This window comes from Nocardioides sp. Z24_21, from assembly GCF_058134345.1.
This window is the reverse complement of the sequence record NZ_JBYTTH010000002.1, coordinates 438,382-452,931: the sequence shown is the minus strand read 5'-3', so window position 1 is coordinate 452,931 and position 14,550 is coordinate 438,382. Positions and strand designations below refer to the sequence as shown.

Below are 14,550 nucleotides of genomic sequence, written 5' to 3'. Positions count from 1 at the left end.
ATGAACGTGTCGGATGCCACCCCACCGGGCGAGCCGCTCGGGTCGATGGCCTACAACTTCGCCGTCGTGGGCGTGCAGAAGGGTGGGACGTCGACGCTCGCGGTGACCCTCAACCAGCACCGCATGGTGTGCCAGCCGCCCGAGAAGGAGCGCCACTACTTCGACGACGAGACCGTCGACTGGTCGGCGCCCGACTACGAGCGCGACTACACCGCGCCCCGTCGCGCCCGGGTGCACCGGCTGCTCGGCGACGCCTCCCCCACCTACCTCTACTGGCCGCACGCCCTCGAGCGGATGCGCGCCTACAAGCCCGACATGCCGCTGATCGCGGTGTTCCGCGACCCGCTCGAGCGGCTGTTCTCCCACTGGGTGATGCTGCGCTCGCGCAACCTCGCGTGGCCCGACTGGCCGGACTTCCTCACCGAGTGGCCGCACACGTCGCTGCCCGACTCCGTGCCCGACGACGTGCGCACGATGCGGTGGCGGCACATGACCGGCCTGGCGCGGGGGTTCTACGGCGAGCAGCTGCAGCGCGGCTTCGAGCTCTTCGACCGGCGGCAGTGGCTGCTGCTGGAGCTGCGCTCCATGCTCGGCGACTTCGAGGCCACGGTCCACCGCACCACCGACTTCCTCGACCTCCCCCGCTTCGAGCGCGTGCCGCCCCTGCAGAACTGGCACGCCGGCGCCGAGCAGGTGCCGGGCACCGCCCCGACCGCCGACGACCTGGCGCGGGTGGCGGAGGTCTACGCCAAGGACCTCGCGCTGTTCGAGGAGCTCTCCGACATCGACACCTCGGCCTGGCCGACCCGGCTCGTCCTGGACGGCCGGCTCGATCCCGGCGAGCTGGCCGCGCGGTTCGCCCGCAAGGTGCGCTGAGGCTCCACCTGGTCCCCCGCCCGGTCCCCCGACCGGTCAGGGGCGGGCGAAGAAGTTGGGCGCCCGCCAGGAGTACATCGACTCCAGGGTCACCGGGCGGCCGGTGCGCGGCGCATGGATGATCTGCCCGTCACCGACGTAGATCGCGACGTGGTAGATCGAGCTCGGGTTGCTCGAGGACCCCCAGAACACGAGGTCACCGGGAGCGACCTGGCTGGCGGCGATCGTCGTCGACTCGGCGTACTGCGCGACCGAGTAGTGCGGCAACGACGTGCCGCCTGCGGCCCACGCCCCCTGCGTCAGGCCCGAGCAGTCCCACGCGTCCGGACCGGCGGCGCCCCACCGGTAGGGCTCGCCGAGCTGAGCGGTCGCGAACGCGATCGCCGCGGCGGCGCCCGTCGCTGCCGGCGGCGGGGGCGGGGTGGTGGGCGTGGTGGTGGGCGTCTCGGTCGGCGTCGGGGTCGGCGTCTCGGTCGGGGTCTCGGTCGGGGTCGGGGTCGGGGTCGGGGTCGGGGTCTCGGTCGGCGTCGGCGTCGGGGTCGGGGTCTCGGTCGGCGTCTCGGTCGGCGTCTCGGTCGGGGTCGGGGTCGGGGTCGGCGTCGGCGTGGGCGTCGGGGTCGACTGCTCCTGCTCGGCCTGGGCCTCCGCTTCCGCCTGGGCCGCGGCCGCCGCCGCCTCGGCGGCGGCCTTCTCGAGCGCGGACTGGCGCCTCTCGGCGAGACCGACGCTGATCCCCTGGAGCTCGGCGAGCTCGGCGATCAGGCCGGCCTTCGTGTCCGCGACGGACTGCGCCTGGGCGGTGGCCTCCGCCTCCGCGGCGGCCGCTGCGTCGCGCGCTTGCTCGGCCTCCGCCTCCGCGGTGTCGGCCCGCTCGGCGGCCGCGGCGGCGGTGGACGCCGTCACGTCCGCGACGGCCGACGACGCGACGAAGGCGTCGTACTGGTGGTCGAGCGCGTCCGAGGTGGTGCCCATGGTCACCGTGCGGGCGAGCAGCGACTCGACGCCGTCGGCCTCGACGATCGCCGAGAGGCCCTGCACCTGGGTGCCGTCCTCGTAGGACTGCACGACGGTGTCGGCGTAGAGGTCGCGCTGCGCCTCGACGTCCGCGCGCGCGTCCTCGGCGGCGGCCTTCGCCTCCTCCGCGTCGGCGCGGGCCTGCTCGGCGCGCCAGCGGGCGCCGTTCCACGCCTCGGCGGCGCGCGCGGCCTGCTCGGCCGCCCCGTCGAGCGTGAGGTTGGCGCGGATCAGGTCGGCCTGGACGGCCGCGACGTCGCGCTCCTTGGCACTCGCCCGGTCCTGGGCGGCGGCGACGTCGGCCTCGCTCGGCACCGGGTCGCCGTCCGCGTGGGCCGCGTGCCCGCCGCCGACGGCGAGGCCGGCGACCAGCACGACGGCACCGGCCCAGCGCGCGGCCGTACGACGCGTGGGCTCGTGGTGCTGCGGTGCGGTGTCGGGCACGGGGCTCCCTCGTGGTCGCGGGGCCCGTGCGACTTCCCCTTCGCACGGGCAACTCGTGCCACGTTAGAGAACTTTCGTCACACTGGGAACACTTTCCCCAACTTTCTCAGGAACGCCCGGCGTGTCGACTTGCAAACTACACCGCTGTAGTTCTAAGAGCGATCACTCTGCGTCGACCGGCACCTGGCTGGTCGTGGAGGTGGGGTGGCTCGTCAACCGGTGCCGGTCGAACCTCTGCCCGCTCGCGAGCCCGCCGAGCCAGAAGGAGAAGAGCGCGATCACGACGCCGGCGAGGTCGTCGGCGATGTAGTGCCAGCCGAAGTAGAGCGTCGCGACGACGGTGATCGCGAAGTTGGCCCAGAAGACGACGTGGAGGACCTTGTTGCGCAGCGTGTACTGCACCATCAGCGCCACGAGCAGGGTGATCGCGACGTGGAGCGAGGCGAAGCCGGCGACCGACTGCACGGCGGTGTCCGCGCCGTCGCGGATGACGCCCTTGCGCCCGTAGAACAGCGCCTCCATCAACGCGCTCGAGCCGGTCTCGGGCAGGTCGGCGTAGAGGTAGCTGTACTGGAAGCCGGGACCGAGGGTGGGCAGCGCGAAGTAGGACGCCGTGCCGAGCGACCAGGCCAGGCACTGCGAGGTGGCGAACCAGTAGCCGAAGGTGATGTTGCGCGACCACACCAGCCAGGCCGCCAGCGCCAGCGGCACGAGCGGCAGGAACCAGAGGTAGATCGTGGACAGGATGTGCGCGGAGAAGCCGGTGCCGAGCACGGTGTGCAGGATCGTCGCCGGCTCGTGGCCGAACATCAGCGCCCGGTCGACGAGGTGCAGCTCGCGGTCGTACTTGTCCTCGCCCATGATGAAGGGCAGGAACGACTTGAGGTTCCGGTAGCAGACGTAGGTGATGTAGAACGACACGAGCCCGAGCACCACGAGGGTGATCCGCTCGCGGTCCCAGTGGGTGCGGATCCGCTCGCGGACGATGTCGGGCATCAGGGTGGGCTTCATCCGCGACTGCCACAGCGTGCGGGGAAGCAGGTCGAGCAGGAACGCGCCGAGGATCAGCAGCGGCAGCCGGAGCCACGACGGGCCCAGGAAGCCCTCGGGGTCGACCAGTGGTCGGTCGAGCACGAGCGCGGCGGTGACGGCCAGGACGCCCATCGTGGCGGCGACTCCCACGAGGAGGGCATAGGCCGGTCGGTACACGTCCGTCAGTGTAGGGACGGGTCAGGGGGCGGGTGTGACCGGCAGCACAGCGAGACGCGTCGGGTCGACGCGCAGCGACACCGCGTCGCCGGGCGCCACCCGACTGCCGAGGGGCGCCACCGCGTCGGTCGTGCCGATGCCGTCGACGGCCACGACGAGGCGGACCAGCTCGGGGGTCACCCGGGCCGACTCGACCACGGCGGGCAGCGAGCCGGCCGGATCGACGACGAGGGCCGATCGGCGCAACGCGACGGCGGCGGCCCCGGGGAGGCCGGCGGCGCGCAGGGCCCGGCCGGCGGGCTCGTCGCGCAGCACGCGCGCGTAGCCGAGGAAGAGCGCGGTCTCCTCGTCGACGGGCTCGCGCCAGACCTCGTCGATCGCGCCCTGCTGGACGACTCTCCCCTCGCGCATCACCGCGAGCCGGTCGGCCAGCGCGAACGCCTCGTCGTGGTCGTGGGTGACCAGCAGGGCGGTGGTGCCCGCGGCGCCGAGGATCTCGCGCAGGTCGCCGGCCAGCCGCTCCCGGAGCGTGGTGTCGAGCGCCGACAGCGGCTCGTCGAGCAGGATCAGCCGTGGCTCGACCGCCAGCGCCCGGGCGAGCGCGACCCGCTGGCGCTCGCCCCCGGACAGCGTGGCGGGCAGCCGGTCGTCGTAGCCGGTGAGGCCCACGAGGTCGAGCAGCTCGCGCACGCGCGCCGCCACCCGGGCCGACGGCGTGCGCCGCAGGCGGAGCGCGTAGGCCACGTTGCGGGCCACCGTGAGGTGGGCGAAGAGCTGGCCGTCCTGGAACATCAGCGCGAAGCCGCGCTTGTGCGTGGGCACGCCGGAGAGGTCGGCGCCGTCCCACGAGATCGACCCGGAGGCGAGCGGCTCGAGGCCCGCGACGGCCCGCAGCAGGGTGGACTTGCCGCAGCCCGACGGCCCGAGCACGGCGAGCACCTGACCGGCCGCCAGGTCGAGCGACACGTGGTCGACGGCGACGATGTCGCCGTAGCGGACGGAGGCGTCCTCGATCTCGAGCATCGTCAGAACGCTCCCACACCCGGCACGCGCAGCCGCTCGACGGCCAGCATGACCGCGGCGGTGGCCGCGGCGAGGACGACGGACGCGGCCAGCGCCATGCCGTAGTTCATCTCGCCGGGGTGCCCGATCAGCCGGAAGATCACGACCGGCAGGGTCGGGCTGGTGTCGCGGGCGAGGAAGGACGTCGCCCCGAACTCGCCCAGCGAGGCGGCGAAGGCGAACCCGCTCGCCGCGAGCATCGGCTTCCAGACCACGGGAAGGTCGACGGTGAGCAGGGTCCGCCACCCGGACGCGCCCAGGGACGCGGCGGCCTGCCGCTGGCGGTCGTCGATCCCGCCGAGCACCGGGGTGAGGGTGCGTACGACGAGCGGCAGCGCCACGAGCGCCTGCGCCATCGGCACGAGCAGCGGCGAGTCACGCAGGTCGAGCGGCGGCGAGTCGAGGGTGATCAGGAAGCCGAAGCCGAGCGTCACGGCGCTGACCCCCAGCGGCAGCATGAAGAAGGCGTCGAGGGTGGAACGCACGCGACGCTCGGCGAGGGAGTGCGAGCGCCGGGTGACGATGACCGAGACGGCGACCCCCACCAGCAGCGCCATCCAGGTCGCGTCGACGGCGGTGCGCAGGCTGGTGGCCAGCGCCGCCGTGACCGGCACGAGCAGCGCCTGGTTGTCCCCGGCGGTGGTGAGCGCACGGTAGTTGTCGAGCCCCCAGCCGTCGCCGACCTCGAGCGAGCCGGCGACCAGCGTGAGGATCGGCAGCAGCATCGCGGCGAGCACCAGCAGCGTCGCGACGACGACGGGCGCGTCGGCGCGGCGCACGGCCCGCGCGGGGGTCACGGCCCGCTGGGCCGTCGGGTCGGGTGTCGCCCGCAGCCGCGCGGCGAGCGCCAGCAGGCCGACGACGACCACGATCTGCAGCACCGACAGCGCCGCCGCCGCCCGGAGGTCGAAGATCGTGGTGGTGAGCAGGTAGATCTCGGTCTCGACCGTCGCGTACCGGACCCCGCCGAGGGTGAGCACGATGCCGAACGCCGTCGCGCAGAAGAGGAAGACGATGCTCGCCGCGCCGACGATCGCCGGCCGCAGCGCCGGGAGGGTGACCGTGCGCAGCACCTGCCACGGCGAGGCGCCGAGCGCGGCCGCCGCCTGGCCCGGGCGAGGGTCGAGCGACTCCCAGGCGACGCCGACGGTGCGCACCACGACCGCGATGTTGAAGAAGACCAGGCCGCACACGATGGCGACGGGTGTGCCGTCGAGGCCCAGGAAGCCGAGCGGTCCGCCCTCGCCCAGCAGCTGGCGGAACGCGACGCCGACCACGACGGTCGGCAGCACGAACGGCACCAGCAGCGCCGCGCGCACCGCGGCGCGTCCGGGCAGCGCGAGCCGGTGCAGGGCGTACGCCGCCGGCAGGCCGAGCACGACCGCGAGCAGCGTGGCGACGGCCGACGTCCACACGGTGAACCAGGCGACCCGGTGCACCCGCGGGCGGGCGAGGACGTCGAGCACCGCCCCCGGAGCGAGGCGGCCGTCGACGACGAACCCCTCGGCGAGCATCCCGCCCACCGGCAGCACGAAGAGGACGCCGAGCACCAGCACCGGCGCCGCGGCCAGCGCGAGGAGCGCGACGATGCGCCTCATCGCGAGACGACGTCGGTCCACTCGGTCAGCCACTGCTCGCGGTTGGCGGCGATCTCGTCCGGGTCCACCTCGTAGGGGTCGCTCGGCTGCGGGGCGAACTCGGCCCACTCCTCGGGGACGCTCGCGCCGGGCATCACCGGGAAGACGTACATCGACTCGGGCAGTGCCGACTGGACCTCGTCGCTGAGCAGCCACTCGACCAGCGCCGCGGCGCCGTCGGGGTTGTCGGCGCCGGCCAGCACGCCGACGTACTCGACCTGCCGGAAGCAGGTGTCGAGCAGGGCCGCGGTCGTCGACCTCCCGCCGCTGACGGTGAAGGCCGGGGAGGAGTCGTAGGAGACGACGATCGGGCGGGTGCCGTTGTCCGAGCCGGCGGTGAAGTCGCCGTAGTAGGCGTCCTCCCACCCGTCGACGACCTTGGCGCCGTTGGCGAGCAGGTCGGTCCAGTAGTCGGGCCAGGCGTCGCCGAAGGCGGCCACGGTGGCGAGGAAGAAGGCCATGCCGGGGCTGCTGGTGGAGGCGCCCGGGGTGACCAGGAGGTCGCGGTAGTCCTCGTCGGCGAGGTCCTCGAGGGTGCGCGGGGGCTCGAGGCCCTCCTCGGCGAACCAGGCGGTGTCGACGTTGACGCAGACGTTGGCCGAGTCGACCGGGACGAGCCGGTCGCCACCCTGAGGCAGGACGTACTCCTCGGGCGGCGTGGCCGTCGTGGTCACCTCGGCGAAGGCGCCCTCGCCGAGCGGGCGGGACGCGAAGGTGTTGTCGATGCCGAAGGCGGCGTCGGCGATGGGGTTGTCGGCGGTGAGGCTCAGCTTGGTGGCCAGGGTGCCGGCGTCGCCCGCGCCGCGGACCTCGAGGTCGTAGCCGGTCTCGTCCTCGAACGCCTTCACCAGCCTCTTGGGCAGGTGGAAGGACTCGTGCGTGGCCAGGACGACGGTGCCGCCGCCCTCGGCCCCCGCCGCCGACGAGGACGGCTCGGTGGCGGTGGACCCGTCGTCGTCCGCCCCGCCGGAGAGGCTGCAGCCGGCCAGGGCCAGCGCGGTGACTGCCGTGAGGGCAGGGCGGAGGATCGCGTGCTTCATCTGGACTCCCTATCGCCGGTGCTAGCCGGATCAGGTTCGGAGGGTCTGCGGCTGGTCCGCACTCTCAGCACGCCTGCACGTGCTCCCCTGTCTTCGTGGCGCCCACCCTAGCGCCGACCCGGTGCCGACGGGTCCCACCCGCCCCTACGCTGCGTGGCATGCCGAGCCGCCGCCACGACCTCCTCGCCCGCATCGTGCCCGTCCTGCGCCGCTCCCGCGAGCTCGACGACGAGCCCACCGAGCGCGCCCGCGTCGAGGCGTGGCACCGCACCCTGGACCGCAGCCTGCCGACCCGCGTCGTGCCGGGATTCGCGCGCCGCTGGGAGGTCTCGGTCACCGACATCGGCTTCCCCTCCTACGTCCTGACGCCGCGCAGGCGTCCGGCGACCCGCACGCTCTACTACGTGCACGGCGGCGGCTTCATGGCGCCGATCGATCCCTTCCACGTGCGCTACGCGACCCGGCTGGCCGACGCGATCGGCGCACGCGTCGTGCTGCCCGACTACCCGCTCGCTCCCGAGCACACCTGGGCCGACTCCCACGACGCGCTGGTCGAGGACGCCGCGAGGTGGGCGGCTGCGGACGGCGGCGCGGTGCTGGCCGGCGACTCCGCCGGCGGCGGGCTGGCGCTCGCCGTGGCGCTGTCGATGCGCGACCGCGGACTGGCTCCGGCGACGTCGCTCGTCCTGCACGCGCCCTGGGTCGACCTCACCACCTCGACGCCCGAGACCTTCGCCCTCGACGCGGTCGACCCCTGGCTGTTCATGGGCAAGACGCAGGCGTACGCCGCGTGGTGGGCCGGGTCGGCCGACGACCTCGCGCGGCCCGAGGTGTCGCCCGCGCTCGGCGACCTCGCCGGGCTGCCGCGCGCGCTGATGCTCTACGGCACCCGCGACCTGCTCGCCCCCGGCTGCCGGCTGCTGGCCCGGCGCGCCGCGGAGGCCGGGTGGGACCTGACCGCCGTCGAGGAGCCCGACCTGATCCACGTCTACGGCCTGCTGCCGGCCGTCCCCGAGAGCGCCCGAGCCTTCCGGCGGGTCACGGAGTTCGTCCGGTGAGGGTGCTGGTCGCCGGTGTCGACGAGCTGCCCGCGCGCCTGGCGTACGACGTGTGGCGGCTGCGCCAGGAGGTGTTCGTCGTCGAGCAGGACTGCCCCTACCCCGACCTCGACGGCCGCGACCTCGAGGCGAGCACCCGCCACGTGGTGCTCCTCGACGACGGCGACGAGGTGGTGGGCACCCTCCGCGTGCTCGAGGACGGGGACGCGCTGCGGATCGGCCGCGTCGTCGTCGCTGCGGCCGCCCGCGGGCGCGGGCTCGCGGCGCGGATGATGGACGAGGCGATGGCGCTGTGCGCCGACCGGGCGGTGCGCCTCGACGCCCAGACCCCGCTCACGGCGTTCTACGCGGCGTGGGGCTTCGAGGTGGCGGGCCCGGAGTTCGACGAGGACGGCATCATGCACGTCCCGATGAGGAGGCAGGCGCGGCCGCGACCATGAGCACCGGGCCGAGCACCTCCTCGCGGACCAGCCGCGAGTCGGGCGACAGCCCGCCCACGACGGTGGGCGCGAACCACCACCCGGGACGGTCGAGGGGCTGACCGCCCAGCGCGACGTCGCCGCCCTCGCTCCGGGCGAGGTCGAGGTAGCGCCGCACCCGGTCGCGAGCCACCGCCGAGCGCAGCGGTCCGCAGACGGTGGCGGGGTCGGCCGGGTCGCCCACGGCGACGGCCCGCATGGTCTCGACGGCCACCTGCAGCGCCTCGCCATGGCGGTGCGCCGGCACGACCACGCTCGCCGGGAGGCGGCAGCCCTGGCCGGCGTTGGCCGCCACCGCCGACGCGGCGCGGGCCACGACGTCGGCGAGGTCGGCGTCCTCGCCGACCCGCACCGACTGGGCGCCGCCCACGTCGAGGTGCAGCCGCTTGCCGGCGCGCTGGCCGGCCTGGTGCACCCGCTCGGCCACGACGGCCGACCCGGTGAGCGACACCTCGTCGACGCGGTCGTCGAGGGTGAGGGCGATCGCGACGTCGACGTCGCGGGTGGTCACCACGTTGAGCACGCCGCGCGGCAGCACGTCGAGGCCGATGCGGCCCAGCTCGATCGCGGCGCTCGCGGCCTCGGCGGCGGGCTTGAGCACGACGGCGCCTCCCGCGGCGAGGACCCGCCCGACCTCCGCGACCGCCACGGCCAGCGGCGAGGTGGCGGGCGTGACCACGGCGGTCACCCCGGCCGTCGCGGCGGGCTGGGGCCGGCGGGACGCCATCGTCGCGAGCGCGGCGTCGAGGTGGGCGTCGCGCAGGCCGACCGGCACGCCGGTCTCGGCCGCCATCAGCGCGACGAGGGCGTCGGCGTGCTCGGCCACCGCGGCGGCGAAGCGGCGTACGGCCTCGGCGCGGAGGTCGGCGTCGCCTCCCCACTGCGTCGCGTCGACGGCGCGCCGGGCGGCGGTCACCGCCGCGCGGGCGTCGCCAGCGTCCGCGTCGGGCAGCTCCCAGAGCGGCTCGCCGGTGGCGGGGTTGCGGACGGGGAAGGCCCAGCCCTGGCCCGTCGGGCGCTCCGTGCCGTTGATCGGCAGCCCTCGGGGGCGGGCGTGCTTGCTCATGCGGAGCACTCCATCACGGCGCAGGGGCGCCGCCACCACCCCGGGTGGCTAGCCTCCTCACATGCGCGACGACCTCGGGGCGGACGTCCCCCTGCGGGCCCTCGCCACCCGCATCGTCTCCCTCGTCCCGAGCCTGACCGAGGCCATCGCCGCCACGGCGCCCGACCGGCTGGTCGGGGCCACCGACTGGTGCACCCACCCCGCCGACCTCGCCGTCGCCCGGGTGCGCGGCACGAAGAACCCCGACCTCGCCGCGATCAGGGCCCTGTCCCCCGACCTGGTCGTGGCCAACATGGAGGAGAACCGCGAGCTCGACGTGCGCCGCCTCCGCGACGCCGGCGTGCCCGTCTGGGTGACGCGGATCGAGACCGTCGCCCAGTCGCTCGAGTCGATGTCGCGGCTGCTCGCCACCGCGCTCGACGTGCCCGATCCCGGCTGGCTGGTCGAGGCCCGGAGGCTGTGGGGCGCTCCCTCGCCGCGACGGCTCGCGGTCGCCGTGCCGATCTGGCGCGACCCGTGGATGGTCGTCGGGTCGCCGACCTACACCGACGACCTCCTCGCCACGGCCGGGCTGGTCAACGTGCTCGCCGACCGGGAGGGGCGCTACCCCACCGTCACGCCCGACGAGATCGACCGCGCCGGCGCCGACGTGGTGCTGCTGCCCGACGAGCCCTACGTCTTCACCGCCGACGACGGACCCGAGGCGCTGCGCACCCCGACGCGGCTGGTGTCGGGCCGGCTGCTGACCTGGTACGGCCCGGCGATGGTCGAGGCGCACGCCGTGCTCACCTCGCCGGATCGCTAACCTCCAGACATGACCCGCGACCCGATCGTCGAGGCCCACCGGCAGTGGGTGGCCCACGGCTGGGCGGAGGCGGCCGACGGGATGGCGATGGTGACCTCCCTCGTGCGCGCCCAGCAGCTGCTGATGGAGCGCATCGACGCCGTGCTGCGCCCGCGCGGGCTGACGTTCGCCCGCTACGAGGTGCTGCGGCTGCTGTCGTTCAGCCGCGGTGCCGCGATGCCGATGTCGCGACTCGGGTCGCTGCTGCAGGTGCACCCCACCAGCGTCACCAGCGCGGTGGACCGGCTGGTGGGCCAGGGCTACGTCGAGCGCGTGCGCAGCGACGAGGACAAGCGCGTCGTACGCGCCGTGCTGACCGAGGCCGGGAGGGAGTCGGTCGAGGAGGCGACACTCGCGCTCAACCGCGAGGTCTTCGAGGCGCCCGGGCTGCCCGCCTCGGAGGTGCGTGACCTGACCGACCGGCTGAGCGCGCTGCGGCTCGGGCTCGGGGACTCCTGAGGGTCGCGTCGGCGAAGTGACTTCCGAGTAGATACTAGGAAGTCCTAGTATCTCCGCATGGCCGACCTGCACCTTCCCACCCACCCGATCCGACTGGTGACGGCGTCCGCGCTCTTCGACGGGCACGACGCCTCGATCAACATCATGCGGCGCATCCTGATGAGCCAGGGCTGCGAGGTCATCCACCTCGGGCACAACCGCTCCGTCCAGGAGGTCGTCGACGCGGCGCTGGAGGAGGACGTCCAGGGCGTGGCCGTGTCGTCCTACCAGGGCGGCCACGTGGAGTACTTCGAGTACCTCGTGGAGTCCCTGCGCGCCGCCGGCGCCGACCACGTGCGGGTCGTCGGGGGCGGCGGCGGCGTGATCGTGCCCCGGGAGATCGCCCGCCTCCGCGAGTCCGGGGTGACCATCTTCTCTCCCGAGGACGGCCAGCGGCTCGGCCTGGTCGGGATGATCAACACGGTCGTCGCCGACTGCGACGTCGACCTGTGGGGCGATCGGCAGGTCACGGCCGAGCAGGTCCTCTCCGGCGATCGCTTCGCCGTCGCCCGCGCCATCACCGGCGCCGAGGGCGGACACCTCGACGAGGCGCTGCTCGACGAGGTCCGCAGCGCGGCCGCGCGCCGCGTCGTGCCCGTGCTCGGCATCACCGGCACCGGCGGGTCGGGCAAGTCGTCGCTGACCGACGAGATCGTCCGGCGCTTCCGCACCGACCAGCAGGACAAGCTCCGCATCGCCGTCGTGGCGGTCGACCCGACCCGGCGCAAGGGCGGCGGCGCGCTGCTCGGCGACCGCATCCGGGCCAACTCCCTCGACGGCGACCGGGTGTTCTTCCGCTCGCTGGCCACCCGCGGCGCCCACGAGGTGCCCGAGCACCTCGCCGACGTGATCGCGGTGCTCAAGGCCGCCGGCCACGACCTGGTGATCGTCGAGACGCCCGGCATCGGGCAGGGCGACGCGGGCATCGTCCCGCTGGTCGACCACTCGCTCTACGTCATGACGCCGGAGTTCGGCGCCGCCTCGCAGCTGGAGAAGATCGACATGCTCGACTTCGCCGACAGCGTCGCGATCAACAAGTTCGAGCGCCGCGGCGCCAAGGACGCCCTGCGCGACGTCGGGCGCCAGCTCGTGCGCAACCGGGAGGCCTTCGGCAAGCAGCCGCACGACATGCCGGTCTTCGGCACGAGCGCGGCGACGTTCAACGACGACGGCGTCACCGCGCTCTACCAGCACCTGCGCGCGGAGCTCGCGGGCGCCGGCCTCGAGGTGCAGGAGGGCACCCTGCCGACCGTCGACGTGCGCCACTCCTCCGGCATCCGCCAGGTCGTCCCGGCCGACCGCGTGCGCTATCTCGCCGAGATCACCGAGACGGTCCGCGGCTACCACGCGCGCACCGCCGAGCTCGCCGAGGCCGCCCGCCACCTGCAGCGCGTCCAGCACGTCGCCGACCAGCTCGGCGACGCCGACGCGGGCGGGGTGCCCGAGCTGCTCGAGGCCGCCCGCAAGGGCGTGCCCCACGAGGTGGCCGACCAGATCGAGCGCTGGCCGGCGGTCGTGGAGTCCTACTCCGGCGACGAGCAGGTGGTCGTGGTGCGCGACAAGGAGATCCACACCAAGCTGACCCGCGAGTCCCTCAGCGGCAACAAGATCCCCCGTGTCTCGCTCCCCCGCTCCACCGACCACGGCGAGCTGGTGCGCTACTGGCGCAGCGAGAACCTGCCCGGCTACTACCCGTTCACCGCCGGCGTCTTCCCGTTCAAGCGCGACAACGAGGACCCGGCGCGGATGTTCGCCGGCGAGGGCGATCCGGCCCGCACCAACCGCCGCTTCAAGATCCTCTCCCAGGGCCAGCCGGCGACCCGCCTGTCCACCGCGTTCGACTCCGTCACCCTCTACGGCCGCGACCCCGACCCGCGGCCCGACGTCTACGGCAAGGTCGGCACTTCCGGCGTCTCGGTCGCCACCCTGGCGGACATGAAGGCGCTCTACGACGGCTTCGACCTCGTCGACCCGAGCACGAGCGTGTCGATGACGATCAACGGCCCGGCGCCCACGGTGCTGGCGTTCTTCCTCAACACCGCCGTCGACCAGCAGCTCGACGCCTTCCGCGAGCGCGAGGGCCGCGAGCCGTCCGACGAGGAGCGCGCGAGCCTCGCGGCGTACGCCCTCGCCAACGTCCGGGGCACCGTGCAGGCCGACATCCTCAAGGAGGACCAGGGCCAGAACACCTGCCTGTTCTCCACCGAGTTCTCGCTGCGGATGATGGCCGACATCCAGGAGTGGTTCATCGCCAACGGCGTGCGCAACTTCTACTCGGTGTCGATCTCCGGCTACCACATCGCCGAGGCCGGGGCCAACCCCATCAGCCAGCTCGCGTTCACCCTGGCCAACGGCTTCACCTACGTCGAGGCCTACCTCGCGCGCGGCATGGACATCGACGACTTCGCGCCCAACCTCTCCTTCTTCTTCTCCAACGGCATGGACCCCGAGTACAGCGTGCTGGGCCGGGTGGCGCGCCGCATCTGGGCGGTGACGATGAAGGAGAGGTACGGCGCCTCCGAGCGCTCGCAGAAGCTGAAGTACCACGTGCAGACGAGCGGCCGGTCGCTGCACGCGCAGGAGATGGACTTCAACGACATCCGCACCACGCTGCAGGCACTGATCGCGATCTACGACAACGCCAACAGCCTGCACACCAACGCCTACGACGAGGCGGTCACGACCCCGACGGAGGCGTCGGTGCGGCGCGCGCTGGCGATCCAGCTGATCATCAACCGCGAGTGGGGCCTGGCGATGAACGAGAACACCCTCCAGGGGTCCTACGTCATCGACGACCTCACCGACCTCGTCGAGGCGGCCGTGCTCGAGGAGTTCGACCGGATCAACGAGCGCGGCGGCGTGCTCGGCGCGATGGAGACCGGCTACCAGCGCGGGCGCATCCAGGACGAGTCGATGCTCTACGAGCACCGCAAGCACGACGGCTCGCTGCCGATCATCGGCGTCAACACGTTCGTCAAGGAGTCCGCGGCCGACGCCCAGCCGCAGGAGATCGAGCTGGCCCGCGCGACCGAGGCCGAGAAGGAGTCGCAGCTCTCGCGGGTGCGGGCGTTCCAGTCCGAGCACGGCGCCGAGGCCCAGGAGGCGCTCGCCCGGCTCAAGGACGCCGCGATCTCCGGCGACAACGTCTTCGCCGTCCTGATGGACGCCGCCCGCGTGTGCTCGCTCCAGCAGGTCACCGAGGCGTTCTTCGAGGTCGGCGGGCAGTACCGCCGCAACGTCTGACCCGCTGACGGTTCATCAAGGTATGTCGGCCAACCCGCACCTCCCACGATGAACTCAGGCCGGGAAGTGCGGGTTCGGCT

12 protein-coding genes and 1 riboswitch are annotated in these 14,550 nt (G+C 73.6%); of the genes, 6 read left to right on the top strand and 6 right to left on the bottom strand.

What is annotated here, in order from left to right; genetic code table 11:
- The gene (locus AC3X7Z_RS08535) at positions 1-876 is read left to right on the top strand and encodes a sulfotransferase domain-containing protein (protein ID WP_489975651.1); all 876 of its coding nucleotides are present in this window, start codon (positions 1-3) and stop codon (positions 874-876) included.
- Between the two features lie 36 nt (positions 877-912).
- Here AC3X7Z_RS08535 and AC3X7Z_RS08530 read toward each other — a convergent pair whose 3' ends face one another.
- The 5 genes from AC3X7Z_RS08530 to AC3X7Z_RS08510 all read right to left on the bottom strand — a co-directional run bounded on the left by AC3X7Z_RS08530 (position 913) and on the right by AC3X7Z_RS08510 (position 7,282).
- On the bottom strand, positions 913-2,334 hold the full coding sequence (locus AC3X7Z_RS08530) for a C40 family peptidase (RefSeq protein WP_489975650.1): 1,422 nt from the start codon (positions 2,332-2,334) through the stop codon (positions 913-915).
- A gap of 162 nt (positions 2,335-2,496) precedes the next feature.
- Complete coding sequence (locus tag AC3X7Z_RS08525) at positions 2,497-3,543, bottom strand: phosphatase PAP2 family protein (protein ID WP_241005303.1); 1,047 nt, start codon at positions 3,541-3,543, stop codon at positions 2,497-2,499.
- Between the two features lie 21 nt (positions 3,544-3,564).
- Positions 3,565-4,566 (bottom strand): ABC transporter ATP-binding protein, encoded by a 1,002-nt coding sequence (locus AC3X7Z_RS08520; RefSeq protein ID WP_489975649.1) that lies wholly within the window; start codon positions 4,564-4,566, stop codon positions 3,565-3,567.
- A gap of 2 nt (positions 4,567-4,568) precedes the next feature.
- Complete coding sequence (locus AC3X7Z_RS08515; protein WP_489975648.1) at positions 4,569-6,203, bottom strand: ABC transporter permease; 1,635 nt, start codon at positions 6,201-6,203, stop codon at positions 4,569-4,571.
- Complete coding sequence (locus AC3X7Z_RS08510; RefSeq protein WP_186340080.1) at positions 6,200-7,282, bottom strand: thiamine ABC transporter substrate-binding protein; 1,083 nt, start codon at positions 7,280-7,282, stop codon at positions 6,200-6,202. The genes AC3X7Z_RS08515 and AC3X7Z_RS08510 overlap by 4 nt, the downstream gene beginning before the upstream one ends.
- Positions 7,272-7,381: riboswitch (TPP riboswitch) on the bottom strand. It overlaps the preceding gene by 11 nt.
- 59 nt (positions 7,382-7,440) lie before the next feature.
- Here AC3X7Z_RS08510 and AC3X7Z_RS08505 point away from each other — a divergent pair.
- On the top strand, positions 7,441-8,340 hold the full coding sequence (locus AC3X7Z_RS08505; protein ID WP_489975647.1) for an alpha/beta hydrolase: 900 nt from the start codon (positions 7,441-7,443) through the stop codon (positions 8,338-8,340).
- Positions 8,337-8,780: a GNAT family N-acetyltransferase gene (locus tag AC3X7Z_RS08500; RefSeq protein WP_489975646.1), complete on the top strand. Its 444-nt coding sequence runs from the start codon at positions 8,337-8,339 to the stop codon at positions 8,778-8,780. Before AC3X7Z_RS08505 ends, AC3X7Z_RS08500 begins: the two co-directional genes overlap by 4 nt.
- Here AC3X7Z_RS08500 and AC3X7Z_RS08495 read toward each other — a convergent pair.
- Entirely contained in the window at positions 8,737-9,885 is a 1,149-nt protein-coding gene (locus AC3X7Z_RS08495; protein ID WP_489975645.1) for an aldehyde dehydrogenase family protein, read from the bottom strand. The two genes, AC3X7Z_RS08500 and AC3X7Z_RS08495, sit on opposite strands and share 44 nt — an antisense overlap.
- Positions 9,886-9,946: 61 nt before the next feature.
- On the opposite strand from AC3X7Z_RS08495, the gene AC3X7Z_RS08490 reads away from it, so the two are divergent.
- Genes AC3X7Z_RS08490 through icmF form a run of 3 tightly spaced genes read left to right on the top strand, consistent with a single transcriptional unit; the run spans position 9,947 to position 14,470 of the window.
- On the top strand, positions 9,947-10,690 hold the full coding sequence (locus AC3X7Z_RS08490; protein WP_489975644.1) for a helical backbone metal receptor: 744 nt from the start codon (positions 9,947-9,949) through the stop codon (positions 10,688-10,690).
- 9 nt (positions 10,691-10,699) lie between these two features.
- Entirely contained in the window at positions 10,700-11,188 is a 489-nt protein-coding gene (locus tag AC3X7Z_RS08485; RefSeq protein ID WP_186340075.1) for a MarR family winged helix-turn-helix transcriptional regulator, read from the top strand.
- A 57-nt stretch (positions 11,189-11,245) separates the two neighbouring features.
- Complete coding sequence (icmF, locus tag AC3X7Z_RS08480) at positions 11,246-14,470, top strand: fused isobutyryl-CoA mutase/GTPase IcmF (protein WP_489975643.1); 3,225 nt, start codon at positions 11,246-11,248, stop codon at positions 14,468-14,470.
- Positions 14,471-14,550 lie beyond the last annotated feature (80 nt).

Bases quoted from the DNA above. Each gene is read 5' to 3' on its own strand.
- AC3X7Z_RS08535 (WP_489975651.1), top strand. From the start codon at position 1: ATGAACGTGTCGGATGCCACCCCACCGGGCGAGCCGCTCGGGTCGATG.
- AC3X7Z_RS08520 (WP_489975649.1), bottom strand. From the start codon at position 4,566: ATGCTCGAGATCGAGGACGCCTCCGTCCGCTACGGCGACATCGTCGCC.
- AC3X7Z_RS08515 (WP_489975648.1), bottom strand. From the start codon at position 6,203: ATGAGGCGCATCGTCGCGCTCCTCGCGCTGGCCGCGGCGCCGGTGCTG.
- AC3X7Z_RS08510 (WP_186340080.1), bottom strand. From the start codon at position 7,282: ATGAAGCACGCGATCCTCCGCCCTGCCCTCACGGCAGTCACCGCGCTG.
- AC3X7Z_RS08505 (WP_489975647.1), top strand. From the start codon at position 7,441: ATGCCGAGCCGCCGCCACGACCTCCTCGCCCGCATCGTGCCCGTCCTG.
- AC3X7Z_RS08495 (WP_489975645.1), bottom strand. From the start codon at position 9,885: ATGAGCAAGCACGCCCGCCCCCGAGGGCTGCCGATCAACGGCACGGAG.
- AC3X7Z_RS08490 (WP_489975644.1), top strand. From the start codon at position 9,947: ATGCGCGACGACCTCGGGGCGGACGTCCCCCTGCGGGCCCTCGCCACC.
- AC3X7Z_RS08485 (WP_186340075.1), top strand. From the start codon at position 10,700: ATGACCCGCGACCCGATCGTCGAGGCCCACCGGCAGTGGGTGGCCCAC.
- icmF (WP_489975643.1), top strand. From the start codon at position 11,246: ATGGCCGACCTGCACCTTCCCACCCACCCGATCCGACTGGTGACGGCG.